This is a genomic window from Nocardia yamanashiensis NBRC 100130, assembly GCF_001613325.1.
Lineage (GTDB): Bacteria > Actinomycetota > Actinomycetes > Mycobacteriales > Mycobacteriaceae > Nocardia > Nocardia yamanashiensis.
Genome location: NZ_BDCD01000004.1, coordinates 102,547 through 126,960 on the forward strand (window position 1 = coordinate 102,547; position 24,414 = coordinate 126,960).

The window sequence follows — 24,414 nt, forward strand, 5'->3', positions numbered from 1 at the left end:
GGTGTGATGATGTCGCATGGTGCAGCCGGCCGGACCTATGTGGTGACCGGATCGGCGTCGGGGATCGGGGCGGCGACGGCCGCATTGCTGCGCGCGCGAGGTGCGAAGGTGATCGGGTGTGATCTCGAGAATGCCGAGGTGTGCGCCGATCTGTCGACGCCGGAGGGGCGGCGGTCGCTGGTCGATCAGGTCAGTGCGTACGGGACGATCGATGCGGTGCTCGCGATCGCCGGGGGTGGGCGGACCGGGCTGCTGGAGACGAATTACTTCGGGGCGGTGGCGACGTTGGAAGGGTTGCGGCCGTTACTGGCGGACAGTTCCGCACCCCGGGCGGTGGCCGTGTCGTCCACGTCGTCGCTGGCTCCGGCGGACGAGCGGATCGTGCAGGCCTGCCTGGACGGGGACGAGGCTGCGGCGGTGGAGTATCTGGCAGCCGATCCGACCGGCGGCGGGCCCACGGGTGGGTACGGGATTGCCAAGCGGGCCTTGAACCGGTGGGTGCGGCGGGTCGCGCCGACGCCGGAGTGGGCGGGCGCGGGCATCGCGTTGAACATTGTCGCTTCGGGCGTGGTCGATACCCCGGCGGCGGCGTGGATCTTCGAGGATGAGCAGGTGCGGGCGGCGATCGAAAGTGCTGCGCCGCAACCGTTCGGCGGGTTTCCGGGGCGGCCGGAATGGATCGCCGAGCTCCTCTGCTGGCTGGCCGGACCGGAGAATCGGTTCGTCACCGGGCAGGTCGTTTTCGCGGACGGTGGTTCGGAGGCCGCGGCGGTGGGCGACCTGCACTGGCGGTAGCTGCGGCTACTTCGCGGTGAGGAACCGTCCGGCGTGCAGGGTGGTGCCGAATCCCGGGGTGAATTCGCCGCTGGCGTAGACGAGTTGGCCGTTGACGATGGTTGCGGTGACGGCGGCGTCGTTGCGGTTGACCATGCGGTCGATGTGCATTTCGCCTGGGTAGGGGGCTTCGGCGTAAGCGCTGGCGGAGCCGTCGAAGCCGGCCGGGTCGATGACGGTGACGTCGGCGCGGGTGCCGGGGCGGAGGTAGCCGGCGTCGAGGCCGTACCAGTCGGCGAGTTCGCCGGTGAGGCGGTGCACGGCCTTTTCGACAGGCATGAAGCCGCGGTGGTGCACGCGCTCCAGCAGGCGGATGCCGAAGTTGTAGAAGGCCATATTGCGCAGGTGGGCACCGGAATCGGCGAAACCCACCTGGACGTGCGGGGACTGCTGGAGGGTGTCGAGGACGTCGTCGCGGTCGTTGGCGATGGTGGTGCGCCAGCGCAGTTTCGTGCCGTGCTCGACGGTGAGGTCCAGGAGGGCGTCGGCCGGTTCGATATCGCGGCTGCGGGCTACTTCGGCGAAAGACAGTCCGATGACGGAAGTGTCGGGGCAGGAGACGATTTCGGCGTCGTCGAGGTCGCGATGCCAGACTCGGGGGCCGAAGCGTTTCGAGACGTCCTTGCGGAACTGGCGGCGGTAGGTTTCATCGGCCAGCAGGTCGTTGCGGTCCAGCACGTCGCGGATGTTGAGAGCGGCTGCGCCGGAACCGAATTCCTCGAAGATGACCAGGTCCACGCCATCGGCGTATACCTCGAACGGGACCGGCAGATGCTGCCAGCGGAAATCGCCGCCCGCGCGGTTGGTCAAGGCCGCGACGGCGGTGGCGGCGCGGGCGACGGTGCGATCGGCTTTGATATCCGCGGCCGAGATCAGGGTCGTCTTCAAAGGTTTACGACCCAGGCGGCCGAGGCTCTGCTGCAGGTAGAGAGCGATCTCGGCACGGCTGCTCAGGTTCGGGGTGCTCTGATGCACCCGTCCCCGCTCCCGCAGTACCGAATTGAGCGCGCGATACTCCGACCACCTCGCGTAGGTAGAGGGCAATTGGCGTGCGGGATACCGGGTGCCATCGAGCTTGGAGAACGAGCTGCGGATGGTGGACAGTCCGACGAACCCGGCATCGAGGGCGTCGGTGAGCATTCGCCGCATACGATCCAGTTCCGTGCGCGTGGGCCGCTCGGCGGCATCGACCGATCGGCCCAGACCCATGACGGCGGCCCGGATATCGGAATGACCGAGGAACGCCGCCACATTCACGCCCAGCGGCAACGCATCGATCGCCCGCGCGTACCCGGCCGGATCCGCCCAGGTCTTCGCCTGCTTCACCGCATCCAGTACGAGCTCACGCGGCAGCGCCTCGACCCGGGCGAACATATCCGCGCAGTCGTCGGCGTCGCTGTACACCGTCGACAGCGAGCAGTTGCCGAGCACGATGGAGGTCACCCCGTGCCGCGCCGACTCGCCCAGCCCGGGACTCAGCAGCACTTCCGCGTCGTAGTGGGTGTGCACATCGAGCAGGCCGGGCATGACCCACCGCCCTCGCGCGTCGATGGTCCGCGCACCCTCGGCCAGTCCGGGCGCGACCGCGGCGACCACCCCCGCGCGGATCCCGACATCCGCGGCGATCGGCGCGGCGCCGGTCCCGTCGAACACCGAACCCCCACGGATGACGACGTCGAATTCCACCATCGCGGTTCACCTTCTGACTGAGACAACCGTTTCGCCGATACTGGCGAGTGTCGGCCGCCCGGCCCGGCGTGTCAATGTCGCACGGCGCGTGCGAGTATCGATTCCACCTGAGCGCCCATGGCCGCGCCCGCCGCGTGCAGCGGTTCGCTCGACCGCAGCGTCCGGCTCAGGATGAACGCCCCTTCCAGCGCCGCGAGTATCGCCAGGATGAGCGCCCGCGCCTCATTCGCCTCGACACCGCGCGCGATGAAATACGTTGTGCCCTCGTCGATCCAGGACGTGATGACCTCCGCCGCGACGGCCCGCAGCTCCGGTTCGCTGTCCGCGATCTCCCCGGCCACGGTGCCGACCGGACACATATTGAGCCATCCGCCCTGCTCGATCACCTCGGCGGCGGCGGTGAACGCGGCCGGCACCGCCACCCGCAGTTCCTCGTGTGGATCCATCAGCAAGGGCAGCAGCTGGATGTACGCCGCCCCGGAACTGCGCAGCGCCTCCGCCGCGATCTGCGGCTTCCCGCCCGGGAAGTGGTGATACAGCGAACCCATCTGCGCCTGCGCCGCTTCGGTGATCTGTTTGACCGTGATCGCGCTGTACCCCCGCACGCGCATCAGCTCCGCGACGGCCGTCACCAGCCGCTCCCGGGTATTCGTTGACATCTTCTCCGCCACTGCACCAGACTAGAGCAAAAGCTCTAGAGCAAACGCTCAAATGGAGGGGTTATGCCGAGAATCGACCTGCCCGCCGGACCGATCCATTACAAAGACCATGGTCAGGGCCCTGTCGTCGTCCTGTTGCACGGCCTGCTGATGAACCACACGGTGTGGGATGAGGTGCTTCCGCTGCTGCCGGAAGGCTTCCGCTACGTCCTGCCGGACCTGCCCCTGGGCGCGCATCCGGAACCGATGCGCGAGGACGCGGACCTGAGCATGCGCGGTTTGAATCAACTGATCGCCGATTTCCTGGCCGCCCTCGACCTGACCGCCGTCGCCCTCGTCCACAGCGATTGGGGCGGCGCGCTGTTCCTCACCGCTTACGGCATGGACGAGCGCGTAGCAAACCTGATCGTCCTGCCCTGCGAGGCATTCGGCAATTTCCCGCCCGGCCTGCCCGGCAAGACCGCCATCGTCGCCGCTCGCCTCCCCGGCGGAATCGCGCTCGCGCTCCGGCAATTGCGCATCCCGTTCCTGCGTAACACCCCACTCATGTTCGGCTGGATGGCCAAACGCCCGCTGCCCGACGAATTGGTACGCGGATGGACCGAACCCGGATTACGGGACAAGCGCATTCGGCGCGATCTGCTCTCCTATACCCATTCCCGCTTCCGTAAACCCGAACTCGTCGCGAATACCGAAGCGCTTCGCGACTTCTCGGGCAATGCTCTCGTGCTGTGGTCGTCGGCGGGCAAGGTGATGCCCCGGGAGCACGGCCGCCGGCTCGCGGCCCTGCTGCCCAAGTCGACCCTCGTCGAGCTCGACGACGCCTACGTGCTGTCCATGTTGGACCGTCCCGCCGCGGTCGCCGCCGCCATGGGTGAGTTCCTGACGCAATCCTGATCGAATCCCGAGTCGTTCCCGTGGGACGCCGCGGCGGGTGACCGACCCGCTATCGACCGTCCCGGACAGGCGATATCGTCCCTGGTCTCCGTGCCGACCGTCAAATCGACTGGGCCACAGTAGGTCTTGAAGCGTGCATCGCGATAGTGTCGAATTACTTGGCGTCAGAAATGATTCTGCTAGGGTGGCTGCGCCGAGCCTCGGATCGGACGGGAACGACAAGAGAATTGATGAATCCAGACACTGCCGCAGTCATCGCGTGGGTGCTCGCTGCCGCGCTCGTCCTTGCCCTCGCCGCAGCGGGATTCGCGTGGCGCGCGGTCTCGCAGCAACGATCCCGCGCACGGGAGCTCCGGCAGGAGCTGGCCGCGCAGCAGGAGGCGTTCGAACGCGAACTCGATGCCCGCGAGGCCGACCTCGCCCAGCGTGAGGCGGCCGCACAGCAGGCCGCCGCGCAGGCCGCGGTCGCCGCGCGCGGGGAAACCGAGATCGCCGCGCGTGAGGTGACCCGGGCCGCGGTGCGCGCCTTCGGCACCTCCGTGGTGAGTATCGGCGCCGACGTCGGCCAGGTGCTCAGCGGCGCGCTGCGCGTGCACCGCGACGACGAGGTGTACGAAACCCTCACGCGCATCGACCATTCCGTACAGCAGATGGTCCGCCAGGCGCAGTCCTATGTGATCGTGTGCGGCGGCCTGCCCGGCCGGCGCTGGCCGCAGCAGACGCTGACCGACGTGGTCGGCGGCGCGATCGGCCGCGTGCGCGACTTCACCCGGGTGCGCCCGACCCAGCTGGATCGCCCGGTGGTCAGCCGCGCGGTGGAACCGCTGGTGCACACCATCGCGACGCTGCTCGACAACGCGCTGCGCTACTCGCCGCCCACCTCGTTCGTGGATGTCGGCTTCCAGGAAGGCCATCACGGCGTCACGGTGATCATCGACGACGCCGGCGTGCGGATGAACGCCGAACAGCTCGAAGAGGCCCGCCAGCTGCTGGCGGGGGAGCGCACCGTCGACATCCACCAGCTCGGCCCCTCGCCGCGCGTGGGCATTCCGGCGGTGGCGGCGCTGGCGCGGCGCTACGGTTTCGCCGTGTACGTAGACGGCCCCAATGTGTACGGCGGTATGCGGGCGATGGTGTTCGTGCCCGATACGCTGCTGGTCGCCGGTGCGGCCGGCCCGGACACCGTGCAGGTCTCGCCGATCCCGGTGTCCTCCATGGTCGTCGAATCCCCGCGCCCGGCCGCCCCGGTGGAACCGGTGGCGCTGGTGCAGACGCCGCCCGCGGTCGCCCCGGCTCCCGTCGCCCTGGTTCCGGAACCGGCCCCCGCGCCGGTATCGATTGTCCCGGAACCGGATTCGGCCGATGCGCCGAACGACATCACTCCGGGCGGCCTGCCCAAACGCCGCCGCCGCGCGGTGACCGCGGTCCCCACCGAGTCCGCGCTCACCACCGGCCCGGCTCGCCCCGAAGTCGTCGCCGCCTGGCACAGCGGCTCCCAGCGCGGCCGCGCGGCCGCGATCGACCAATCCGAAGGGATGCGTTCCTGATGTCCACACCCGGTACGGCGGTCACCGACAGCAACAAACTGGCTTGGCTTCTCGAAGACCTCAAGGTCACCGGGGTGCGCTTCGCCGTGCTGCTGTCCGAGGACGGCCTGCGGATCTCCAATACCCGCGGTATCACCATCGACGATGCCGAACGTTTCGCCGCCGCCGCCTCCGGGCTGCGGTCGCTAGGCAAGGCGCTCGCCGAATTCTGCGGCGGCGTGGCCGATAACGGGGTGCGGCAGTCCATGACCGAATACGGCGAGGGGATGATCTTCATCACCGCCGCCGGCGCGGGTGCGCTGCTGGGTGTTTCGACCACCCACGATGTGGACGTCAGCCTGATCGCGCATCGGATGAACGAACTGGCCGTGCGGGTCGGTCACGAACTCGGCAGTATGTCGCGTAACCGAGCGGACGCCGGACGCCCATGAGCCGCCCCCGGCGCGATCCGGACCTGGTCCGGGCGTATGTGCGCACGGGTGGGCGGTCGCGGCCGACGCGCCACCTGGATCTGGTGACACTGGTTGTCTCCGCGAAGGATCCGGGGGTGGGCGCGTCGACCGACGCCCGCCGCATCATCGAGGTGTGCCGGCGCGGCGCGCTCTCGATCGCCGAACTCTCGGCATATCTGGACCTGCCCCCGTCCGTGGTGAAGATCGTGACAGCCGATCTCCTCGACAGCGGTCACCTGGTCGCCCCCGCTCCGGCAGAAGTACTGCCGGACACCGCTCTGCTCGAGGAGGTACTCAATGGGCTCCGCGCTCTCGCCGTCTGAGCTCGTTGTCGACTATGTGCCGCAGACCGTGACCCGATCGGTGAAGTTGCTGGTAGCCGGCAACTTCGGCGTCGGGAAGACCACGTTCGTCGGCAGCGTGTCGGAAATCCGGCCGCTGCGCACGGAGGAGACGATCACCGAGGCCAGCGTCGGCATCGACGATATGGCCGGCCTGCCCGGAAAATCCACCACCACCGTCGCGATGGATTTCGGCCGCATCACGCTGAATTCGCAGCTGGCGCTCTACCTGTTCGGCACGCCCGGGCAGCGCCGGTTCCTGCCCATGTGGGAGGAACTGTCGGTCGGTGCGCTGGGCGCGCTGGTGCTGGTCGACACCCGCCGCATCGAGAAGGCCGACGAAGTGCTGTCGGTGCTCGAGGAACGCGGCGTGCCCTACTCGGTGGCGGTCAACGAATTCGAAGGCGCGCAACGGTTTCCCCTGGAGGAGATCCGCGACGCCCTCGATCTCGCCCCCGGCACCCCGCTCACCAGCCTCGACGCCCGCGATCGCATGCGCAGCCTGCAATCGCTGATCACGCTGGTGGAGTACCTGTTTCAACGGCAGACTAGCGGTCACCCAGGACGTTGAACGGGGCCTCCCGCGGACCTTGATCCAGCGGGATGCTCCAGCCGGGGCCGGTGGCGGGCGGCGTCCACACCGGACCCGGGCTCGGCGGTTGCGCGCAGTCCAGCGGGAACTGCACGGGCGGCGGGGCCGGCGCGGGATCGGGTACGGCGGGAGCCGGTGCGCCGCAATCGAGCACGCACGATCCGGGCGGACCGGGCACTCCGGGTTGCGGATAGTTCGGATCCGGCACGGCGAGGAGCCCGATCGTCGGCACGCTGACCACCGCCGTCACCCCGAATCCGATCGCGACAAAGAGCGCCATCGACTCGACTCCCTTCCTCGAAGCTGCGACAGGCTGGCGATAGCCGTTGCCGAGCGCGGTAAACCCGCCGGTATCGCCCGGACCGGCTACGTGGCGGGCGGGAGTTGTCGGTACGCTCATGCACCGTGACGCCGGGGCTGTTGCCGTCCTGGCCACGCTGGGTAGGAGGTTGTTCGTGCCGCTGCTGCACGGGAATGTGTTGGCCGGCTACACCATCGAGCGATTGCTCGGGGTGGGCGGTATGGGGGCGGTATATCTGGCGCGGGATCCGCGAAGTGACCGGTCGGTTGCGTTGAAGGTGTTCAATGACGCGTTCGCGGCGCGGGAGCAGGGGCGCACGGCGTTCGCGCGCGAGGCCGGATTGCTGGCCGGGCTGGACCATCCGAATATCGTGGGGGTGTCCGATCACAGCGGGAGCGGCGATGAGCAGCTGTGGATCGCAATGGAATTCATTGACGGGATCGATGCGGCGCGACTGATCGTCGACGGGGGCGCGCTGCCGCCGGAGCGGGCGGTCGAGTTGATCACGCAGGCGGCGGACGGCTTGGCGCACGCGCATACGGCCGGGGTGGTGCACCGGGATGTGAAGCCGGCGAATCTGCTGGTCGAGCCGTCGGATTCGGGGGACGAGCGGGTGCTGGTCACCGATTTCGGGATCGCCCGGGCGCTGGGGGAGACCGCGACCGCGGGGAATATGACGGCGACTTTCGCCTATGCCGCGCCCGAGCGGTTCCAGGACGCGCCGATCGACGAACGGGCGGATGTGTATTCGCTCGGGTGCACGCTGTTCGAATTCCTCACCGGGCAGCCGCCATTTCCGCGCAATGATCCGGCTGCGGTGATGATGGCTCACCTCTTCGAACCGGCGCCGCCGGTGAGTGCGATTCGCCCGGAGTTGCCGGCCGCGCTCGACGCGGTGCTGGCGACCGCGTTGGCCAAGGATCCGGCCGAGCGGTACTCGGACTGCCGGGCCTTCGCCAATGCCGCGCGTCTCGCCCTGACGGCGACCGATTCGCCGGCACCGGCCGCGCTGTCCACCGACGGCTCCTCCGCGCCGACCACCGACGCTACCGGTGTGCCGCCCGCCGACGGTCCGTCCGCGCTGACCATCGACGGTCCGTCCGCGCTGACCGCCGCCGGTACCGGTGTGCCGCCCGCAGCGGCCCGGCCCGTACTTACCCGCCGTCCGCGCGTGCTCCCGGTGAGTCTCGGAACCGCCGCGGCCGCGACGCTGCTCGCCGGTGGTGTTGCGGTGCTCGCCTTCGCCATGTCGCCCGGCCGCGATCATTCCCACGGCAGCGCAACAACTCCCGCCGCCGCACCCCAGTCGCCCGCCACCGCGCAGGTTCCCGATCGCGTGCCCGTGGCCGCGCCCGCCCAGGTCCCCTCGGCGCTCACCGAATCGACCCCGGTCATCGAAACCGTTGTGGCAGAGGATGTTTCCGCAGCGGCGCACGCCCAATGTCAGACCTACGTGCTGCTTGTCCAGCAGAATGGTCTGGAAGGCGCACTCGCGACCCTCGAAGCCGAGCCGTCCTGGGCTCTCGCCACACCCGCAGACCAGGCGATCGCGCGCGAAGCGGTCCGGCTCGCGGCCCGCGGAGAATGCTCCTGAGCCTGCCCGCTCGCTGGCCAGCGGAAACGCTCCCCGGATAGCCGACTCGTCGGCATCGGAAACGCTCCCTGGGTGGCCGGCTCGCCGGCATCGGAAACGCTCCCTAGGTGGCCGGCTCGCCGGCATCGAAAACGCTCCTGAAATAGAAATAGGAAGGAGATGCACTCCTTCCCACTTCTAACTTATATCGCACCCCGGGGCTTGCGGCAAGACCCCGGGTATGCCGCAGAATCGCTCATCGAAGCTCGAACCTGCGGAAATGGAGTTGTGAATGGGTGCTGCCGACGTGAACTCGCCGACCATCGATGCGTTCGATCTTCCGGAGCGGCTCGCCGCCAAGGCCGATCCGGCGCTGATCGCCGCGGACCGCCGTCACTTCGCCGCCATCGGGGCCAGTCTCGAACAGTCCATCGCGGATCTGTCCGACCGGCTCGAGGCCGTGCGCAAGGCGCCGGTATCGCTCGGGCAGGAAGCCGTGGAACGGGACTACGAGGTCCGTCAGCTCAACAACCGCCTGCGTGGCCTGCGTCGCTTCGGCCTGGATCTGTGCCTCGGACATTTCGTGCGCGCGGACGATCCGGAGCCGGTGTACGTGGGACGGCTCGGGCTGACCGACAGCGCGGGTGAGCGGCTGCTGGTGGACTGGCGTTCGCCGGCGGCGGAACCGTTCTTCGCCGCCACGCACGGCAATCCGATGGGGTTGATCCGCCGCCGCCGGTATCGCTGGACGCTGGGCCGGATCAGCGATTATTGGGACGAAGTGTTCACCGCCGATGAGCTGGAACACAATGCGGCGCTCGATGACCAGTCGGCGTTCATCGCCAGCCTGGGCAGTAACCGGTCGGCGCGGATGCGGGATGTGCTGGGCACCATTCAGGCGGATCAGGACGCGATCATTCGCGCGGGTTCGCAGGGTGCGCTGGTGGTCGACGGCGGTCCGGGTACCGGTAAGACCGTGGTGGCGTTGCATCGCTCGGCCTACCTGCTCTACGCCGATCCGCGGCTGGGGCATCGCCGAGGCGGGGTGCTGTTCGTGGGTCCGTCCCGCCCGTACCTGTCCTATGTGGCCGATATCCTGCCCAATCTCGGTGAGGAGGGCGTGCAGTCCTGCACACTGCGCGATCTGGTCACCGAGGGCGCGACGGCGCGCCCCGAATCCGATCCGGAGGTGGCGCGGTTGAAATCGTCCGCGGCGCTGGTCGGGGCGATCGACGCGGCCGTGAAGTTCTATGAGACGCCGCCGAAGAAGGGCATGACGGTGGGCACCGATTGGGCCGATGTGTGGCTCAGCCCTTCGGATTGGGCCGAGGCATTCGACGCACCCGAGCCCGGCACTCCGCACAATGAGGCGCACGAGCAGATCTGGGAGGTGCTGGTCAGCATCCTGGCCGACAAGCACGACGACGATATTCCGCTCGATGAACTACGCGAATCCCTGTGGCGGAACAAAGAATTGCGCAGGGAGCTCAATAACGGCTGGACGCTGATCGAGGCGGCGGACCTGGTGGCCGATCTCTGGTCGGTGCCCGCCTACCTGCGCAAGTGCGCGCCCTGGCTGACCGCCGAGGAGGTGCGCAAGCTCCAGCGCGCCGATGCCAAGGACTGGACCGTCTCCGACCTGCCCCTGCTCGACGCCGCCCGGCAGCGGCTCGGCGATCCCGAAACCGACCGCCGCAAACGGCAATACGAGGCCACCGTCGCGGTCGAACGCGCCCGCATGAACGATGTCATCGGCGACCTGATCGCCTCGGCCGTGCACGACGACGGCGAGGGACTGATGACCATGCTCCGGCAGCAGGACCTCAAGGACAGCCTGGTGGACGAATCCGCGCTGCCCACCGTCGAACCGGACCAACTGGCCGGTCCCTTCGCCCACGTCGTGGTGGACGAAGCGCAGGAGCTCACCGACGCCGAATGGCAGATGCTGTTGCAGCGCTGCCCCTCCCGCAGCTTCACCATCGTCGGCGACCGTGCTCAGGCCAGGCACGGGTTCGTCGAATCCTGGACTGAACGCCTGGAGCGAGTCGGCTTCGACCGGGTCACGGTGGCGGGCTTGACCATCAACTACCGCACGCCCGAGGAGGTCATGGCCGAGGCCGCCCCGGTCATCCGCGCCGCGCTCTCGGACGCCAATGTGCCCACCTCGATCCGCAGCAGCGGTATCCCGGTGGTGCACGGCCCGGTCTCGGACCTGCATTCCATCCTCGAGAACTGGCTGGCCGAACACGAGGAGGGAATCGCCTGCGTCATCGGCGATCCGGGCTACGAGTCCACGGCGCGGGTCCGTTCGCTGACCCCGGAGACCGCGAAGGGCCTCGAATTCGACCTGGTCGTGCTCGTCGATCCGCAGGACTTCGGGGCGGGCATCGAAGGCGCGGTCGACCGCTACGTGGCGATGACCCGGGCGACCCGGCAGCTGGTCGTGCTCACCTCGTCCTGATCTCGGGCACGGAAAAGCGCTGTCACAGGCCGAGTTTGGTGACGGCGTTGTCTTCCAGGGGATTGGCGGTGCGGATGTAGCCGTGCACGGTGCGCGGGTTGGACCAGCGGCCCTGCCGCATGATCTCGCGGTCGCTGGCACCGCCCAGGGCGGCCTGGGTGGCGAACCCGGCGCGCAGGGAGTGACCGGAGAACAGGTCGGGGTCCAGGCCGGCGCGGGCGGCGTAGCGTTTCACCAGCTCGGCGACCGCGCGGCCGGACATGGCGGTGTCGCCGATGCCGCCGTGCCGGGAGATCGCCGGGAACAGTGGGAGATCCGGGTCGGTGAGGGTGGTGCCGGTGAATCCGTGACAGCGGTGGATGGCGGTCGCGGCCGGGTCGCCGTCCACCCAGGCGGACAGGGCGAGCGGGTTCGCGGCGTGGGCTTCGCGCAGGCGGATCCAGTCGGCGAACGCGCAGACCGGGCAGGTGTGCGGGCGCTGGCCGCGGGGCAGCACGACGCGTTGTTCGCTGACGCCGGTCGGGTCGGTTTTGGTGGTGGGCAGTTGCAGCAGCAGCATCGGTTCGCCGCTGGCGTGGTCGGTGTCGACGCGGACATCCGAAATGCGCAGGCCCGCAAGCTCGCTGCGGCGGAGGGCGCCGGCGAAACCGACGAGCAGCAGTAGGCCGTCGCGGCGGCGGGCGGGTTCGGCCGGCCAGCCGGGCGCGGGCAGTTCGGCCAGGAGTTGATCCAGGGTGTGCAGCAGGACGGGGCGTTTGCGTTTGGGTTGGGTGCGGCGGGTGCGGCGAATACCGCGCAGCGTCAGGCGGACGACATCGGCCCTGGTGGGAGACGGCAGTCCATTGGCGGCGTGCACGGCGGCGATCGCGGCGGCCTTGCGTTCGAGAGTGGCGGCGCTGAAAGCCCATTCGCCGTTGTCGCGCCGGGCGTCGGCGGCTGCCGCGAGATAGACGGCCACATCCAGCGGATCCGCGGGTAAGGCCTGTCGTGATTCGCCGAGGCACCAGCCCGCCCAGGCGATCCAATCGGTGCGATAGGCGCGTAAGGTATTCGCTGATTGCGAGGCTTCCAGATACCGGCGCAGCGATCCGGCCTGATCGTCGTCGAAGCGTTCCCGAACCAATTGCAGCGCTGCGGTATCCACCAGCACACTGCGCACACCCCGCCGCAGTTCGGTGCGGACCGCGTCCGGCACCGCGATGATCGCCCGGCCCCCCGCGCGTTCACCGTTCTCGGACTCCCCGCCGTGCTGCGATTCCATCCGGCCGACCATGCCCCCGACCCTACGTCACCCCGGTCGGTCGGTCCTCGACCGTGGACCTACTCGGCGCGGGACAGCACCACGATCGGAATCTCCCACGGCACCTTGGCCTGGAAGTCGGCCACGAACGGCGCCATCCGCACCACGCCCGCCCAGAGCCGTTCCCGTTCCGTCCCGTTCGCGACCTCGGCGGTCACCGCCCAGTTCTCGTCTCCGACCTCCACCGACGCGGCCGGATCCGCCACCAGATTGTGATACCACCCGGGCCGATTCGGTCTGCCGCCATTGGCCCCGAAAACGACCAGCCGCTCCCCATCACGTAGATAGGCGAGCGGCCAGGTTCGCGATTTCCCGGTTCGTGCGCCGGTCGTGGTCAGCAGCAATAGGTTCATGCTCGCGAACTGCCCACCGACCTTCCCGCCATTGGCCCGGAACTCCTCTATGACGCCCCGATGTAATTCCTGCCGTGCCGTATCAGCCATGCCGACCATCAACCATCCTGTGTCCCAATATATTTCGTGATCGACCGGATCGTATCGGAAAGGGCGCGGGTGTCGGTGAGATCAGCCAGGACCGCATGCGCACCGACCAGACTCCGCGGTTCCGCACCACCCGCGGCCACCGCGATCACCCGCGCCCCACCCTCCAGCGCCGCGCGGATATCCCCCGGGCTGTCACCGATGAGAACGGTGTTGTGCGGCCCGAACCCGGCCCCGAACCGGGCCTTCGCCCTGGCTTGCGCGAGCGGCACCAGCGCCGGTCGATGGCCATCGTCATCCCCATAAGCCCCGGCCTCCAGATCCAAATGGGCGTCCAGTCCGAAGGTTTCGAGCTTCATCCGTGCGATAGGCCGGGTATTACCGGTCAACACCGACTGATGAATACGCGGGTCCTCCGCCAGATCCCGCAGAGCACCCGCCGCACCAGGCATCAACAGCCCGGTCCCACGCAACTCCGCCCGCCGCCCGGCATAATCCTTCTCGAACGCCACCGCGAACTCCGAAAACGCCGGCCCCCGAACAACATTGTTCATCTCCAGCGCAGCCGCATAAATCTCGATATCGGTCCGCCCGGTAGCCGGCGGCATATGCGCCAACTCCCGCCCCGTCACCAACTCGAAAGCAGTCGCAAAGGCAGCATTACCCACCCCACGCGAGATGAGCAGCGTGCGATCGATATCCCAGAGCACGAGAATCGGACTATCGGCGTCGGAGCTGGGTGGCATGCGTTGTCCTCGAGTCAGGCGGTCGACAAGGCTTGTCACCAGGCTGCCGTGCTGGAGTGATCTTCGCTAGCAATCGGTTCTGGATGGTCGGGTCGTGGCGGTGATTGCGAGGGCGGTGTAGGGCATGGTGAAGGTGCCGCCTTGGGCATCGATGGCGGCGCCTACTGCTTCGAGGATGAGGGCTTGTTGGGTGGGGGAGAGGCGGGTCAGGGCGCCTTGGGTGGGGAGCATGTCGAGCCAGGCTTCTCGGGTGTAGTCGAGGGTCCAGTCGAAGCGCCATTGTTCGGGGGTGGTGAAGCGGGTGGTTTCGCGGATGCCCTTGGCGGCGAGGTCGATCATGCGTTGGTAGGCGTCGAGGGCGGAGGTTGCGGCGCCGGGGTCGAAGGGTGAGTCGGGGACGGCTCGGCGGAGGGCGGTGACGAAGGCTTCGGTGATGGGGGCGGGGGGTTGAAAGGCGTTCCAGAACAGTACGATTCGGCCGGTCGGGCGGAGGGCCTGGGCTGCTTTGGCGGCGCCGGCGAGTGGGTCGACCCAGTGCCAGGCCTGGGCGGAGATGACGGCGTCGAAGGTGCGGTCGGCGGGGTCCCAGTTCTCGATGGTCGATATCTCGGTGGTGACGCCTGTTCGCCTGGCGTATTCGGCCATGCGGGGATCAGGTTCGACGCCGAGGACTCGGCAGCCTCCGGCTTGGAGCTGGCGGGCGGCTATGCCGGTGCCGCAACCGATATCGAGGATGTCGGGGCCGGGGCTTTCGGTGACGATGCGGCGGATGAGCGCCTGCGGGTAGTGGGGGCGGGTGCGGTCGTAGCGGTCGGGGTCTATGCCGAAGGATTCCGCTACCTGCCGGAACCGGTGGGGTTCGGGTGGTTCTTGCGGTCGTATAGTGGGCATGCGCCCACCATAGTGGGCGCATGCCCACTCGGCAAGGAAAGTGGGTGCGGGAGAAGGGAATCGGGGACGGTGCCGACGGGTGTGGCTATTCGGGATGCGCGCGAGCAGTTGTTCGAGGCGGCGGAGCGGATTCTGGTGCGGGAGGGGCCGAGTGCGCTGACCAGCCGGGCGGTGACGGCCGAAGCCGGGTGCGCGAAGGGGGTGCTGCATCGGCATTTCGCGGACTTCGACGACTTTCTGGTCGAGCTGGTCCGGGATCGGATCGCGCGGGTGCGGCGGCAGTCGGGTGAATTGAGTGCGGCGGCGGGGGCGGGATCGGTGGTCGAGAACCTCACGGAGGCAATCACGCTGGCGTTCGGGCAGGTTGCCGTGGCGGTGGTCAGCCTGGTTACGTTCCGGGACGAGGTGCGTGCCCGGCTGCGCGAGTCCCAACCGGTCGGAATCCCGTTGGTTGCCGATATCAGCGAGATGATCGCGAACTATCTGACGGCTGAGCGTGCGCTGGGGCGACTGGAACAGTCTGCGGATATCGCCACGCTCGCACCCACCCTCGTCGGTGCGGGGCATCTGCTCTTCGCTGACCGATCCGGAACTGCGCCTACTCCAGAGGCCGTGCGGACCATGGTGGTGGCGGTCATCGGTGCGGCGGTGGGGTAGGTCGCGGGGGATCTACCCACATTCGCATCACGCGTCTCGCGACAACCGCGTCAATTCGACAGTGGCCGCGCGCAATTCACCGATCGAGTCGATGGGCGAGACGTAGCCGACCCGGGTGACCGCCACTCCGCGCGGCGTCGTCACTCGCAAATCCAATCCGAACCGGTCGGCTCGCTCGCACACCGCGGCGGTGGCATCGGGATAACCGCCCCGGGCCCGCGCCATGTCCAGCAGCGCATCCGCATGATCATCGTTGAGATGCGCGATGGCTCGCCCCGCCGCCGGAATGATCGGATCCGCCATTGCCGCGGCGTAATCCTCGGCGCGGGCGGAATCCATCCGCCCGTACCCGCCGACCCATCGCACCCGCTCGACCCGCAACACCCACAGGGTGAAGTCCGAGAAGTCGATGTACACCTTCGCCGCGGGCACCGCCGCCAGATGCGCCTCCCGGGCCGCGATCGCTTCCTCCCCTTCCGGCCGCACCACCCGGCCGGCCAGGGTGACCCGCGCCGCCGCCAGCGGATCCGCGGGCAGTTCCGGCTGCACGATCGCCAGACTGGCCCGCGAATCGGCCGCGAGGTTGCGCCCGTGCTCGGCCATCCGGGATACGCACAGCACCGGCTGCCCGTCCAGCAGCCCGTACGTGACGAAAGAAGCCCAAGGCGTTCCATCGCCGCTCAACGTCGCCAAGGTCCCCGTATTGGTTCCCGCCGCAACCGTTCTGGCTTCGTCGGCCGCCGACGGCCGGGCCGCATCCAGCACGTCCGTCAGGGGCGGCGCGATCGAAGGGGCATCGCCCGGGTCACCATGATCGAGAGGCATAGCTCGAAGGCTACGCGGTCCGCCGATCAGATTCGCCCGAGGAACTCCCGGATGTATCCCGCGATCTCGTCCCCGTGGGTTTCCAACGCGAAATGCCCCGCATCGAGCAGATGCAGCTCCGCGTCGGGCAGATCCCGCAGCCAAGCCCGCGCCCCGTCCGCCCCGAAGATCTCGTCGTGTTCACCCCAGGTGATCAACGTCGGCGGCTGGTATTCGGCGAAGTACTTCTGAAACGCCGGGTATCCGTCGAGATTCAGCTTGTAATCGGCGAACAATTGCAGCTGAATCTCCTTGTTCCCCGGCCGATCCAGATAATGCTGATCGAGAGTCCACGTATCCGGGCTCACGCTGGCGAGCCGATCCGCCGGCACCCCGTGCGTGTACTGCCACTTGGTGGCATCCAGCTCCAGCAGCTTCCGCACCTCCGGCTCATGCGTCGCCCGATCGTTGGCATGCGCGAACAGCACCTCCCAGAACGGCGTGAACCCTTCCAGATAGGCATTACCCGACTGCGTGATGATCGCCGTGACCCGCTCCGGATTCCGCGAAGCGATCCGCAACCCGATCGGCGCACCGTAATCCTGGATATACAGCGCGAACCGCTCCACCCCGAGCGTATCGAGCAGCTCCAAAGTGATCTCGGTCAGCTTCTCGAAGCTGTACTCGAACTCGTCGACGGCCGGCATAGCGGACTGCCCGAACCCGATATGGTCCGGCGCGATCAAATGATAATCCGCGGCCAACGCCGGAATCAGATTCCGGAACATAGCCGAACTACTCGGAAACCCATGCAGCAGCACCAAAGTCGGCTTGGACTTATCCCCTGCCTCCCGATAGAAAACGTCCTGCCCCTGAATCTTCACAGTGCGATGCTGAACAGTCATCGATCCTTCTTCATCGAGATAAAACGCCCGACCGGACGCCCCCTCAACGTAAGCCCGCCCAACCCCCACCCCAGGGGACCGATCCCGCTGACAAGCGGTCCCGACCCGCCACCCCATCCGAACGGAACCACCCTACCGTCACCCCCGAACATCCCCCTCGATCCGCTCCACGATCGCCCCCAACTCCCAACCGGCGTCCAACCGCACCTCCTCCACGAACGGCAACGGCTGCCACCCCCGATACCACTCCGCCATCTGCGCCACCGAAAACACCTGCGCCTGAGGCCGAGTCGCGTGACGCACCACGGTCTCCTCGAACGAGAGATCGAAACAGTAATGCAGCGCACACCCCGCCACCCCACCCAACCGCTCCAACATCCCCCCATACCGCCCCGCATCGAGTATCCCCTCCACAACCACCACCAGCCCCCGCTCCAACCCGAACCTGGCAATGTGCTCGATCAACTCGACATTCACCCCACCCGAGACATCCCCCTCCCGCAACATCAGCCGCCGCACCGTATCCTGCTGCACCACAAGACATTCGGCCCGCCCGAACCGCTGCTGTACGGCCATTGCCGTGGTCGATTTTCCGGAGCCGGAGTTGCCGCGGATCACGACGAGAACGCTGGATTCGTTCACTTGGGCTCTCGGGTCTGGGCGAGCAGGGTGTTGAGTTTGCCGATGAAACGGGGGAGGTGAGGGTCGGTGGGCGGGAGATCGGAAGGGGCGAGGGGCCACCATTGGCCGCCGTCGAATTCGGTGGGGTCCAAGGGGTAGGTGCGGGTGTGGTCGCCGCGGATGACGTACCAGAGGGAAACGTCTATGTGGCCTGCGGTGAGGCCGACCGTGGTTGTCCAGGTGAGGAATACGGGGTGTGGGCCGATTACGTCGAAGGTGGGGGTGAGGGCGAGTTCTTCGACGGCTTCCCGATGGGCGGTGGCGGAGGGGTGTTCGCCGGGGTCTACGTGCCCGCCCATAGGGAGGTGGAGGCCGGCTTTGCGATGCCGGCCGAGGTAGATGGCCCGGGCGTCGGGGTCGGTGAGGACGACGTAGGAGACCAGATGAGGGGAAGGCGTGGCGGGTTTGGTGCGGCGGAAAATGTCGTCGGTGGAGTCGAGCCAGGCCGAAACCTTTGCGGCGTGGCGTTGTTCGAGCTCGTCGTACGGGGTGATACCTGCGATGAGGGCGGCTACCGCGGCGGTGGCAGGTTGCATGGGGGCGGAGCCTACGCGCGGGGTGTGACAGGGTGCGCCGAACGGCTGAATGGAACTGAACGTTCTCTTTCCCTTTTCAAGGTATAACGCACCGGGGGACTTGCCGCAAGGGGTGGGGGGTGGCGCAGAATCGCTTCTCGTTGTTGATGGAGTGCGGGAACGGGAGTGTGGATTGCGAGTCTTGGACACCGACGTGGTTATTGTCGGGGCGGGTCCTAGCGGGCTGATGCTGGCTTCCGAGTTGCGGCTGGCGGGGGTGCGGGCTGTGGTGCTGGAGCGGCATCCGGAGTTGTGGGATGTGCCGAAGGCCAGTGGGATCGGGGGGCGGATTCTGGATCTGCTGCGGTATCGGGGGTTGTTGGAGCGGTTCGAGGCGGTCAGTTCGGATCCTTATCCGCCGTTGCGGTTGCCGTTCGGCGGGATGCACCTGGACTTCACCCGGATGGCGGAGGCGCCGATGAAGGTGTTGCCCATGGCGCAGATGGAGATCGAGCGGTTGCTCGCCGCGCGGGGTGAGGAGCTGGGGGCCGAGATTCGGCGGGGGCATCGGGTGGATGCGGTGCTCCAGGACGAGGAGTCGGTGACGGCGGAGGTCACCGGGCCGGCGGGCGCTTATGCGGTGACGGCGCGGTATCTGGTGGCCTGTGATGGTGGACGGAGCCGGATTCGCGAGATGGCGGGGATCGTGTTCTCGGGCACCACGTATCCGGAAGTGGTGCGGCTGGCGCAGGTTTCGGTGGGCGAGGGGGTGACCGTGTATGAGAACGGTGATCTCGAGGTCCCCGGATTCGGGCGGGTCGCGGCGGGATTCACGCGTACCGAGCACGGTCAGCTGGCGTTCGCGAGCACGCCGGACGGGGCATTGCATCTCTCGACCACCGAGGACGAGACCGCGGAGTACGACGACGATGTGGTGATGACCCTGGAGGAACTGCAGGGCAGCATTCGCCGGGTGCTGGGTGCGGAGATTCCGATGCGGGACGCGAAGCGGTTGTCGCGGTTCACCTTCAAGGATCGGCAGGCCGAACAGTATCGGGCCGGGCGGATCTTCGTGGCGGGTGATGCGGCGCATCTGTTCCCGTCCACCGGTGTCGCGCTCAATGCGGGCATGCTCGATACGGTGAACCTGGCGTGGAAGCTGGGCGCCGAGATCAATGGCTGGGCGCCCGAAGGACTGCTGGACACCTATCACGACGAACGTCATGCCGCCGGCGCCCGCACGCGGATGCAGGCGCGGGCTCAGGTCGCATTGCGGCGCGGGCAGGACGCCGCGGCCGAGGCGCTGCGGGAGCTGTTCCAGGAGTTGACCACCGACGAGCCGGCACTGCGCCGGGTGGGTGATCTGATCGCGGGCAACTGCACTCGGTACCCGCAGTCGGGTTCCGAGGAGCATGCGCTGGTCGGTACCTTCGCGCCTGATCTGGCATTGCGGACCGAGCAGGGCGCGAGCAGTGTGGCGGCGCTGCTGCGCACCGCGCGGCCGATCCTGCTGGTGCTGGCCGACCGCCCGGACCTGCGGGAGATCGCCGAAGCCTGGCGGGATCGCGTCGAAATCCACACCGCCGCAACGGATGAGCGTCCCGCCGACGCACTGCTCATTCGCCCGGACGCCCATATCGCCTGGGCCGCGGCCGTCGACGAACCCGCCCACTCGTCCGCGGATTCGCTGCGCCGGGCGCTCACCGGGTGGTTCGGCGCACCGCTGACCGCCGTCGTCCGTTAGTCCGGCCTCGGCTGCTGCGATCGTGGATCCGCGCGATCGCAGCAGCCGCGCGGATCCTCTCAGCCCTGTACGGCTGCTTCCGGCACCAGCAGCTCGGCGATCCGCCGCGCCTGACGGTAACCCGCTGTCTCCGGCGGGGATTCGGCGAACATCGTGCCGAATTGCTCGTCCACCCATTCCGCAGCCGACGAACCCGGCCACAACACCCCGCCGCGCAGGCGCTCGAGCACCTTCTTGTTCTTCAGCAAGGTATCGAGCACCCCGCATTTGTCGAGCGTGTGCAGCTCGTAGGGCTCGGAGAAGAGCGTCCGCACGGCATGGTCATCGGTGAGGACCAGATGGGTGATGGCTCGTTTACGGTTCTTCAGAAGCGAATCCGCAAGCCCGAACAGATAGCCGCGCTGGGCCAGCACCGCACCCAGATCCGCCGTATCCTCGGTCAGCCGATCCCGTCCCGCGGCCGCCGCATAGTCCCGAAGCTTGGCCAGATGACTGGCCGAAGCGCCGTGGCGGAGTGCCACGGCCCGGTAGGCGAGCAGCGCCGCCTCGGGCCCGTCCCGCAGCGCGATCGCGTCACAGACCGCCTCCAGATCGGCATTCTCTGCGACGGCGACCGCGTAATGCAGGTCCACATCGGCGAACAGCCCCGAACGCCGGCACGCCGCGAGGATTTCGGTGCGCGCGTGCTTCACGCCGTCACTGTGCTTGGTCCAGTAGAAGCCGGTGCCGCTGTCGAAAATCGTGTACGCCGCGCTGGTCCAGAAGGCGGCCCGGTGCTGGACGGGCAGGGCGAAGGCGTGGGTGTCGAGCACGTTCGACGCCGCTTCCGGATCGTCGTTGGAAGCCCACTGCCGGGCCGCCATCAACCCGTTCATGCCGCCGATCACCTCGGCATCGGTGATGGTGTCATGCCGCACCGACCAGGCGGGAAACCCCAGCAGCGGATGGCAATACGCGCTGGCGACCGCCTGACTCACCTGCGGGCCCGTGCATCCCAGCTGCTTCGCGTACAGGTCCGCGCCGATCGCCTCGGCATCGGTGAGCAGCCACGCGAAGGGCCGATCGCCGTGTCCGGGATGCCGATAGACCCGCACCCGCACCGCCTGCTCGATGGAATGCCCCGGCGTCACCTCGGATTCGACGCCCTCGCGGAACGGAGCCAGCCCCGTCCTGGCCAGCCGCTCCCGAACGGCGTCACTCGCACGCCGATAGTCGTACTTGTTCAAGGGCACGCGCAACGTATCCCGCTCGACCTGCTGCGAATGGCGCACCCCACGTTGTTCCCGCAGCAACGCCAGCGCGGCGTCGCGATCGGCGAAATCGCGGTAATGCGGGAACACCAGCTCGGTCTCGGCCGAAACCTCCCGCCCGCCATCGAAACCCGCTGTCGTCACCCCGTTCTCGCCGATCTCCTCGAGCAGCCCGAGCACCCGCACCGGCCCTTCGAACCGCTCGGCCACACCCACGAACGCCGCCCGCAACGCCCGCTGCCAGCGCGGATCCACCCACAGCTCCCGCAACAGCGCGACCGGCACCGGCAGCCCGCCGCGCACCCATTTCTCCACCCGGCGGTGTATCGCCAATTCGTGGTCGGCCAGCCATAATTCGAGATCGGGAACGCTGTTCACCGCGCCGATGCTAATGGCCGCAGCCGAATTCAGCCCAGCCGGAGGGTGGCGGCGATGAGCTGCCACAGCAGTTCGGTGGCCCGATCCACGCTCGCGCGCGGCACCACGCGCAACTGCTGCGCGATCCCGTGCCGCAGCCCGCCGATCACGTAATGCCCCGCACTGTCCGGGTCGATCGCGGCCGGTATCTCGCCGGCGGCCTGTCCGGTGCGGATATTCGCCGCCGCCGCGTCACCGAGATTGAGAATGTAGACCGCTTCCAGCTCGGTCAATCCCGGATCGGGTGCGGTGCGATTGAGCAGCAGCGAGGCCAGCGGATGCGTGAAGTGGTACTCCACGAAGCACCGCGTGCGTTCCCGCTCGCGCGTCGCCCAGTCCGCCTCGGGTAGCCGGTCGTCGGCGGTGGCCCGGCTGAGCCCCTCGTAGAAGTCGTCCCAAACCGCCGCCAGCAGGCCCACTTTCGACCCGAAATGGTGGTACACCGCCCCGGTGCTCAACCCGGCGCGCTTGGTCAGCGCGCTCAGCTCCAGGCTCCCGCGCCCGCGCACCAGTTCGTCGCGGGCGGCATCGAGAAGTTGTTGACGTCCGATCGGTGCGCGTGCCACAGTCGAAGCATAACCGAATTCGGTTATGTTATGGCTTCTGGAGGGAGTCGGCATGAGCGCGGACGTGTCATCGCTGGTCGATCTGAACGGCGACCTGGCGGGCACCTATCGGCGGACGGCGAGCAGCGGCGCGAGTATCGATCCGGCCGTGGTGGACGCGGATCTGGCGGCGCTGGAACGGGACGGTTACGTCATCCTGCGCGACCTGCTCACTCCGGCGGAGCTCGCCGAAATCCGTGCGGCCGTGGAACCACTGCTGGATCAGACCGGTCGCAATGCCTTCGAAGGGCATGGGACGCAGCGGCTTTACAGCGTGCTGAACAAGACCCGCGCCTGCGATCGCATCGCGGACCATCCGCGCGTGCTGGCCCTGCTGGACCGGCTGTTCCTGCCGAACTATCTGCTGTCGATGCTGCAGGTCATCAAGATCCTGCCGGGGGAGTCGGCGCAGATGCTGCACACCGACGACGGCTTCTACCCGCTGCCGCGGCCGCGAAAGTTCCTGGGTGCGGCCACCATCTGGGCCATCGACGATTTCACCGCCGAGAACGGCGCGACCGACATCATCCCCGGCAGCCATCTCTGGGACGACCGCCTACCCGGTGACGCCGTCCGCGTACCCGTCGTCATGCCCGCGGGTTCCTGCGTCTTCTTCGGCGGCACACTGTGGCACGGCGGGGGAGCGAACACCACCTCCGCGCCCCGCCTGGCCTTGACCGCCCAGTACTGCGAACCGTGGCTGCGCCCGCAGGAAGCGTTCACGCTGTCCATGACCCGGGACACGGTTCGCGCTGTCTCCGAGGACATCCGGCGCATGCTCGGCTACAGCATCCATCCGCCGTTCATCGGCCAGGTCGACGGCATGCACCCCAAACGACTGCTCGAACCCGGCGCGCCGGCGGTCTGAGCCGCTGATCAATCGGGCAGCGTCGGCACCGAAAGCCCTTCGCCGCGACCGAGTAGGGCCGCGCGGGTGACGGTGCCCGCGCCGAACCGATCCCGCAGTGCGTCGAGCGTCGAGTCCAGGGAGTTCTCGGCGCGCTCCGCCAAGGGCAGCGACAGTTGCATGGTGTCGGAGTCGTCGAGATTGGTCAGCGCCAGGCCGATCAGCGTCAGCCCGCGCTCGTGAATCATCGGCAGTGCGGCCTCGAGCAGCGTGCGGGCCGCGTGCAAGACCACCTCCCCACGGTCGGTCGCCTGCACCAGGGTGTGCGACCTGGTGGCCCGGCTGAAATCGTCGAATCGCAAGCGCAGCACCACGGTTCGGCAGACCCGCTTCGCCCGCCGCAGCCGATGTCCGAGCCGATCCGCCAGTCCGTGCAGATACGCCTCGACCTCCGCGTCCGTACGCGCCCTGCGTCCGAGGGCCCGCTGCGCGCCGATGGATCGCCGCCGTCGTCCGGTATCGACGCGTCGCGGATCGCGGGCCCAGGAGAGTGCGTGCAGATGCCTGCCGGTCGCCGGCCCGAGCACCGCCGCCAAGGGCCCCTCACCCAATTCCGCCAGCTGCCCCACCCGCGTGATCCCGCGTTCCCGCAGTTCCCGTGCGGTCACCTCCCCGACGCCCCACAGCCGCTCCACCGGCAGCGGATGCAGAAACTCCAATTCCCGATCCGGCGAAACCTCCAGCAGCCCATCCGGTTTGGACACCGCGCTGGCCACCTTGGCCAGGAACTTGGTCCGCGCCACGCCCACCGAGATCGGCAACCCCACCTCCGCCCGCACTCGCGCCCGCAACCCCTGCGCGATATCCACCGGCGGCCCCGCGATCCGCCACAACCCGCTCACATCCAGAAACGCCTCGTCGATCGAGATCCCCTCCACCTCTGGCGTGGTGTCCCGGAAGATCTCGAACACCGCCTTGCTGGCCTGCGCGTAAGCCGACATTCGCGGCGGCACCACGATCGCGTGCGGACACAATCGCAGCGCCTGCCGCGAATTCATCGGCGTCCGAACCCCGAACGCCTTCGCCTCGTAACTGGCCGCCAGCACCACCCCGGACCCCACCAGCACCGGCCGCCCCCGCAATCGCGGATTGTCCCGCTGCTCCACCGAGGCATAGAAAGAGTCCAGGTCAGCGTGCAGAATCGCCGCTTTCTCGGGGCGCTCGCGCTGACTCTGCTCGGATCCGGACACGAACATATGTTCGCAT

At 68.1% G+C, this 24,414-nt stretch carries 25 protein-coding genes; 11 read left to right on the plus strand and 14 right to left on the minus strand.

Features of this window, described 5'->3' with window-relative positions; genetic code table 11:
* The first annotated feature begins 6 nt into the window (after nucleotides 1-6).
* Nucleotides 7-795, plus strand: coding sequence for an SDR family oxidoreductase (locus NY1_RS04145; protein WP_233434194.1), 789 nt, complete (start codon nucleotides 7-9; stop codon nucleotides 793-795).
* Nucleotides 796-801: 6 nt separating this feature from the next.
* Here the strand turns inward: NY1_RS04145 and NY1_RS04150 are convergent, their stop codons facing one another.
* Nucleotides 802-2,523, minus strand: a complete 1,722-nt coding sequence (locus tag NY1_RS04150; RefSeq protein WP_067708495.1) for an N-acyl-D-amino-acid deacylase family protein — start codon at nucleotides 2,521-2,523, stop codon at nucleotides 802-804.
* Nucleotides 2,524-2,594: 71 nt separating this feature from the next.
* Nucleotides 2,595-3,194 carry a TetR/AcrR family transcriptional regulator gene (locus tag NY1_RS04155; RefSeq protein ID WP_233434195.1) on the minus strand — a complete coding sequence of 200 codons (600 nt, stop codon included), beginning with the start codon at nucleotides 3,192-3,194 and terminating at the stop codon, nucleotides 2,595-2,597.
* Nucleotides 3,195-3,245: 51 nt separating this feature from the next.
* On the opposite strand from NY1_RS04155, the gene NY1_RS04160 reads away from it, so the two are divergent.
* From NY1_RS04160 to NY1_RS04180, 5 genes are all read left to right on the plus strand, one after another.
* Nucleotides 3,246-4,079 (plus strand): alpha/beta fold hydrolase, encoded by an 834-nt coding sequence (locus NY1_RS04160; protein ID WP_067708500.1) that lies wholly within the window; start codon nucleotides 3,246-3,248, stop codon nucleotides 4,077-4,079.
* A gap of 230 nt (nucleotides 4,080-4,309) precedes the next feature.
* Nucleotides 4,310-5,626: an ATP-binding protein gene (locus NY1_RS04165; protein ID WP_067708503.1), complete on the plus strand. Its 1,317-nt coding sequence runs from the start codon at nucleotides 4,310-4,312 to the stop codon at nucleotides 5,624-5,626.
* A complete protein-coding gene (locus NY1_RS04170) occupies nucleotides 5,626-6,057 on the plus strand; it encodes a roadblock/LC7 domain-containing protein (RefSeq protein ID WP_067708506.1) in 432 nt (143 codons plus the stop codon). Before NY1_RS04165 ends, NY1_RS04170 begins: the two co-directional genes overlap by 1 nt.
* Nucleotides 6,054-6,401, plus strand: coding sequence for a DUF742 domain-containing protein (locus NY1_RS04175; protein WP_067708509.1), 348 nt, complete (start codon nucleotides 6,054-6,056; stop codon nucleotides 6,399-6,401). The genes NY1_RS04170 and NY1_RS04175 overlap by 4 nt, the downstream gene beginning before the upstream one ends.
* On the plus strand, nucleotides 6,376-6,990 hold the full coding sequence (locus NY1_RS04180; protein ID WP_067708511.1) for a GTP-binding protein: 615 nt from the start codon (nucleotides 6,376-6,378) through the stop codon (nucleotides 6,988-6,990). The genes NY1_RS04175 and NY1_RS04180 overlap by 26 nt, the downstream gene beginning before the upstream one ends.
* Here the strand turns inward: NY1_RS04180 and NY1_RS04185 are convergent.
* Entirely contained in the window at nucleotides 6,968-7,291 is a 324-nt protein-coding gene (locus tag NY1_RS04185; RefSeq protein WP_067708514.1) for a hypothetical protein, read from the minus strand. The genes NY1_RS04180 and NY1_RS04185 overlap by 23 nt on opposite strands.
* Before the next feature lie 118 nt (nucleotides 7,292-7,409).
* On the opposite strand from NY1_RS04185, the gene NY1_RS04190 reads away from it, so the two are divergent.
* Complete coding sequence (locus NY1_RS04190) at nucleotides 7,410-8,906, plus strand: serine/threonine-protein kinase (protein ID WP_084534631.1); 1,497 nt, start codon at nucleotides 7,410-7,412, stop codon at nucleotides 8,904-8,906.
* Between the two features lie 271 nt (nucleotides 8,907-9,177).
* Nucleotides 9,178-11,346, plus strand: coding sequence for an RNA polymerase recycling motor ATPase HelR (helR, locus tag NY1_RS04195; protein WP_157762033.1), 2,169 nt, complete (start codon nucleotides 9,178-9,180; stop codon nucleotides 11,344-11,346).
* A 22-nt stretch (nucleotides 11,347-11,368) separates the two neighbouring features.
* Here the strand turns inward: helR and NY1_RS04200 are convergent, their stop codons facing one another.
* The 4 genes from NY1_RS04200 to NY1_RS04215 all read right to left on the minus strand — a co-directional run bounded on the left by NY1_RS04200 (nucleotide 11,369) and on the right by NY1_RS04215 (nucleotide 14,723).
* On the minus strand, nucleotides 11,369-12,607 hold the full coding sequence (locus NY1_RS04200; protein ID WP_067708897.1) for a site-specific integrase: 1,239 nt from the start codon (nucleotides 12,605-12,607) through the stop codon (nucleotides 11,369-11,371).
* A 59-nt stretch (nucleotides 12,608-12,666) separates the two neighbouring features.
* Nucleotides 12,667-13,098: a nitroreductase family deazaflavin-dependent oxidoreductase gene (locus NY1_RS04205; protein WP_218028304.1), complete on the minus strand. Its 432-nt coding sequence runs from the start codon at nucleotides 13,096-13,098 to the stop codon at nucleotides 12,667-12,669.
* On the minus strand, nucleotides 13,098-13,832 hold the full coding sequence (locus NY1_RS04210; protein ID WP_067708520.1) for a haloacid dehalogenase-like hydrolase: 735 nt from the start codon (nucleotides 13,830-13,832) through the stop codon (nucleotides 13,098-13,100). The genes NY1_RS04205 and NY1_RS04210 overlap by 1 nt, the downstream gene beginning before the upstream one ends.
* A gap of 66 nt (nucleotides 13,833-13,898) precedes the next feature.
* Nucleotides 13,899-14,723 (minus strand): class I SAM-dependent methyltransferase, encoded by an 825-nt coding sequence (locus tag NY1_RS04215; protein ID WP_067708522.1) that lies wholly within the window; start codon nucleotides 14,721-14,723, stop codon nucleotides 13,899-13,901.
* 81 nt (nucleotides 14,724-14,804) lie between these two features.
* Here NY1_RS04215 and NY1_RS04220 point away from each other — a divergent pair, with 81 nt between their 5' ends.
* The gene (locus NY1_RS04220) at nucleotides 14,805-15,380 is read left to right on the plus strand and encodes a TetR/AcrR family transcriptional regulator (protein ID WP_233434197.1); all 576 of its coding nucleotides are present in this window, start codon (nucleotides 14,805-14,807) and stop codon (nucleotides 15,378-15,380) included.
* Between the two features lie 27 nt (nucleotides 15,381-15,407).
* Here NY1_RS04220 and NY1_RS04225 read toward each other — a convergent pair whose 3' ends face one another.
* The 4 genes from NY1_RS04225 to NY1_RS04240 all read right to left on the minus strand — a co-directional run bounded on the left by NY1_RS04225 (nucleotide 15,408) and on the right by NY1_RS04240 (nucleotide 18,306).
* Nucleotides 15,408-16,205 carry a HugZ family pyridoxamine 5'-phosphate oxidase gene (locus tag NY1_RS04225; RefSeq protein ID WP_067708528.1) on the minus strand — a complete coding sequence of 266 codons (798 nt, stop codon included), beginning with the start codon at nucleotides 16,203-16,205 and terminating at the stop codon, nucleotides 15,408-15,410.
* A gap of 26 nt (nucleotides 16,206-16,231) precedes the next feature.
* Nucleotides 16,232-17,089, minus strand: a complete 858-nt coding sequence (locus NY1_RS04230) for an alpha/beta fold hydrolase (protein WP_067708531.1) — start codon at nucleotides 17,087-17,089, stop codon at nucleotides 16,232-16,234.
* A 138-nt stretch (nucleotides 17,090-17,227) separates the two neighbouring features.
* Nucleotides 17,228-17,731, minus strand: coding sequence for a zeta toxin family protein (locus tag NY1_RS04235; RefSeq protein ID WP_157762034.1), 504 nt, complete (start codon nucleotides 17,729-17,731; stop codon nucleotides 17,228-17,230).
* Nucleotides 17,728-18,306 carry an NUDIX domain-containing protein gene (locus NY1_RS04240; protein ID WP_067708534.1) on the minus strand — a complete coding sequence of 193 codons (579 nt, stop codon included), beginning with the start codon at nucleotides 18,304-18,306 and terminating at the stop codon, nucleotides 17,728-17,730. Before NY1_RS04240 ends, NY1_RS04235 begins: the two co-directional genes overlap by 4 nt.
* A 172-nt stretch (nucleotides 18,307-18,478) precedes the next feature.
* On the opposite strand from NY1_RS04240, the gene NY1_RS04245 reads away from it, so the two are divergent.
* Nucleotides 18,479-20,029, plus strand: a complete 1,551-nt coding sequence (locus NY1_RS04245) for an FAD-dependent monooxygenase (RefSeq protein WP_233434198.1) — start codon at nucleotides 18,479-18,481, stop codon at nucleotides 20,027-20,029.
* A 59-nt stretch (nucleotides 20,030-20,088) separates the two neighbouring features.
* On the opposite strand, the gene NY1_RS04250 is transcribed toward NY1_RS04245, so the two are convergent.
* Both NY1_RS04250 and NY1_RS04255 read right to left on the minus strand, forming a co-directional pair.
* Nucleotides 20,089-21,657, minus strand: coding sequence for a hypothetical protein (locus NY1_RS04250; RefSeq protein ID WP_067708540.1), 1,569 nt, complete (start codon nucleotides 21,655-21,657; stop codon nucleotides 20,089-20,091).
* Nucleotides 21,658-21,686: 29 nt separating this feature from the next.
* The gene (locus tag NY1_RS04255; protein WP_067708542.1) at nucleotides 21,687-22,262 is read right to left on the minus strand and encodes a TetR/AcrR family transcriptional regulator; all 576 of its coding nucleotides are present in this window, start codon (nucleotides 22,260-22,262) and stop codon (nucleotides 21,687-21,689) included.
* Between the two features lie 52 nt (nucleotides 22,263-22,314).
* On the opposite strand from NY1_RS04255, the gene NY1_RS04260 reads away from it, so the two are divergent.
* A complete protein-coding gene (locus NY1_RS04260) occupies nucleotides 22,315-23,169 on the plus strand; it encodes a phytanoyl-CoA dioxygenase family protein (protein ID WP_067708544.1) in 855 nt (284 codons plus the stop codon).
* Nucleotides 23,170-23,177: 8 nt separating this feature from the next.
* Here the strand turns inward: NY1_RS04260 and dinB are convergent, their stop codons facing one another.
* On the minus strand, nucleotides 23,178-24,404 hold the full coding sequence (gene dinB / locus NY1_RS04265) for a DNA polymerase IV (RefSeq protein WP_067708547.1): 1,227 nt from the start codon (nucleotides 24,402-24,404) through the stop codon (nucleotides 23,178-23,180).
* Between the last annotated feature and the right edge of the window lie 10 nt (nucleotides 24,405-24,414).

Coding starts and splice junctions, on each gene's coding strand:
- NY1_RS04205 (WP_218028304.1), bottom strand. CDS start 13,098: ATGGTCGGCATGGCTGATACGGCACGGCAGGAATTACATCGGGGCGTC.
- NY1_RS04210 (WP_067708520.1), bottom strand. CDS start 13,832: ATGCCACCCAGCTCCGACGCCGATAGTCCGATTCTCGTGCTCTGGGAT.
- helR (WP_157762033.1), top strand. CDS start 9,178: ATGGGTGCTGCCGACGTGAACTCGCCGACCATCGATGCGTTCGATCTT.
- NY1_RS04145 (WP_233434194.1), top strand. CDS start 7: ATGATGTCGCATGGTGCAGCCGGCCGGACCTATGTGGTGACCGGATCG.
- NY1_RS04185 (WP_067708514.1), bottom strand. CDS start 7,291: ATGGCGCTCTTTGTCGCGATCGGATTCGGGGTGACGGCGGTGGTCAGC.
- NY1_RS04190 (WP_084534631.1), top strand. CDS start 7,410: ATGCACCGTGACGCCGGGGCTGTTGCCGTCCTGGCCACGCTGGGTAGG.
- NY1_RS04160 (WP_067708500.1), top strand. CDS start 3,246: ATGCCGAGAATCGACCTGCCCGCCGGACCGATCCATTACAAAGACCAT.
- NY1_RS04170 (WP_067708506.1), top strand. CDS start 5,626: ATGTCCACACCCGGTACGGCGGTCACCGACAGCAACAAACTGGCTTGG.
- NY1_RS04180 (WP_067708511.1), top strand. CDS start 6,376: ATGGGCTCCGCGCTCTCGCCGTCTGAGCTCGTTGTCGACTATGTGCCG.
- NY1_RS04175 (WP_067708509.1), top strand. CDS start 6,054: ATGAGCCGCCCCCGGCGCGATCCGGACCTGGTCCGGGCGTATGTGCGC.
- dinB (WP_067708547.1), bottom strand. CDS start 24,404: ATGTTCGTGTCCGGATCCGAGCAGAGTCAGCGCGAGCGCCCCGAGAAA.
- NY1_RS04230 (WP_067708531.1), bottom strand. CDS start 17,089: ATGACTGTTCAGCATCGCACTGTGAAGATTCAGGGGCAGGACGTTTTC.
- NY1_RS04215 (WP_067708522.1), bottom strand. CDS start 14,723: ATGCCCACTATACGACCGCAAGAACCACCCGAACCCCACCGGTTCCGG.
- NY1_RS04240 (WP_067708534.1), bottom strand. CDS start 18,306: ATGCAACCTGCCACCGCCGCGGTAGCCGCCCTCATCGCAGGTATCACC.
- NY1_RS04200 (WP_067708897.1), bottom strand. CDS start 12,607: ATGGAATCGCAGCACGGCGGGGAGTCCGAGAACGGTGAACGCGCGGGG.
- NY1_RS04260 (WP_067708544.1), top strand. CDS start 22,315: ATGAGCGCGGACGTGTCATCGCTGGTCGATCTGAACGGCGACCTGGCG.
- NY1_RS04225 (WP_067708528.1), bottom strand. CDS start 16,205: ATGCCTCTCGATCATGGTGACCCGGGCGATGCCCCTTCGATCGCGCCG.
- NY1_RS04165 (WP_067708503.1), top strand. CDS start 4,310: ATGAATCCAGACACTGCCGCAGTCATCGCGTGGGTGCTCGCTGCCGCG.
- NY1_RS04150 (WP_067708495.1), bottom strand. CDS start 2,523: ATGGTGGAATTCGACGTCGTCATCCGTGGGGGTTCGGTGTTCGACGGG.